The sequence below is a fragment of the Alkalibacterium sp. 20 genome, assembly GCF_001885615.1.
In the GTDB taxonomy this organism is placed as follows: domain Bacteria; phylum Bacillota; class Bacilli; order Lactobacillales; family Carnobacteriaceae_A; genus Alkalibacterium.
On sequence record NZ_LSRN01000093.1, the window covers coordinates 1 to 1,735 of the forward strand.

Below are 1,735 nucleotides of genomic sequence, written 5' to 3' on the forward strand. Positions count from 1 at the left end.
ACGTTACATTACAATTAAGTAACGTTACTTTATAATCGTTTTATATCAATAAAAACATAATTACAAACACTATTTTAATACATATATCTTTATCGGTTTTCAGGTGTGCTAGTCAAATGGATCATACTTAACCTGTTTTTTTAGTGGAAAAACATGGAAGTAACTCGAGTCCCCAACTAGTTGCTTTCATTAACGCCTTTTTCTTCGAAAGTGGTAAAATAAAGTTGAAAAATCCCTGCGATAAAATTTATTCAATCTACTCTTACTACCTTTCTTTTACTCCATGTCATCCCCACTGTACTATTTTTTAATCCCAACTTAATCAATCGATCCCTCTTACACTATTCAAAGATAGCCAACTTATTCTAAAACATAGGAGGTGCAGCGGTAAACATAACTAACTATTACCGGTGAACAGTCAGTCAACTAGTTACTCAGGAGGTTAACTAAAATGAATAAAAAAATGAATAGATCTAAAATCTTGCGGTTTTCTGTCGTCATATTATTTTTAATTGGGCTGGTTACCTTGACTGGAAGCGTTTCGGCAAGGACACACATGGGTTTCCATCAGGCTCGACAAACGCTGGAACAAGGTTCAACTATAGATGGCCCGGGATTTTTTTCGGGCGACTTCGTTCAAGTTGACGGAGATGTAGATGGAACGACTTTCGTTTCCGGTAACCAAATTCAAATAAATGGTGACATCAATGGATCGCTGTTCGTTGCCGGAAGATCAATTCAGATCAACGGTGAAATAAACGGCAATATCTACGGTCTCGGTACCCGCATCCAAATGAGGGGCCAGAATGAAGGAGAAGTTTTCTTCGCTGGAGAAACGATTACTATTGAGCAAGATGCCGAACCAGGAAGAGACATGTTCATTGCCGGAATGGACGTGATGCTTGAGGGTGATGTTCCACGCCACCTATTCGCAGTCGGGGAGTTTATTACATTAAACGGAGCAATCGGTGGAGATGCTACTATAAACAGCGAATCACTAATGCTTGGTGATTCGGCTTCGATCGATGGGAATCTGAGTTATGAAGGTCCCGAAGAAGCGGATATGTCCCCCACTGCCACAGTCGCCGGTCAAACGGAATTTAATCAACGAGATACATGGGATATGGCATGGAATTGGAATGTCAGCCAGCAAGAAAGATGGCAATTCAGGTTGTTATTTGCCTTATGGAGTATCCTTAGTGCACTGGTCGTCTGGTTCATGATCAAACTACTCAAACCACTCTTTTGGATCGATAATGCACTACCAATCAGTACTAAACCGCTTCTGACCTTAGGCTTAGGGGCATTAGCACTCATCGCTACACCCTTTATACTGGTGCTGTTGATGATTACCCTCATCGGTATCCCAATGAGTTTTATACTCGCAATGCTATACGGCATTGCTCTGTATATTTCAAGAATTATTGTGGCGTTATTTATCGGAGCTTCGATATTCAGGTTATTCGGTAAACCGAATTTCGACAACGAATTCCTGCTCGTATTAATAGGTCTGTTTATTGTGGAACTAGTGATGCTGATACCTTATGTTGGCTGGATCTTCGGATTCTTCATTGTGATCACCGGTCTGGGTGCCTTGATTCTCTCCGGTCGCCAAACGACTGGTGTGGAAAAATCTATGTTCTGAAAATAGTATCAGCTTGAATAAACATCATCAAAAAAAGCCTCACTCATTAAGATTGGAGTTAACTCCAATCTTAATGAGTGAGGCTTTTAG

General features: G+C 40.5%; 1 protein-coding gene. It reads left to right on the top strand.

Features of this window, described 5'->3' with window-relative positions; all coding sequences use genetic code 11:
- Positions 1 to 451 precede the first annotated feature (451 nt).
- Positions 452 to 1,645, top strand: a complete 1,194-nt coding sequence (locus tag AX762_RS11895; RefSeq protein WP_071849324.1) for a hypothetical protein — start codon at positions 452 to 454, stop codon at positions 1,643 to 1,645.
- Positions 1,646 to 1,735 lie beyond the last annotated feature (90 nt).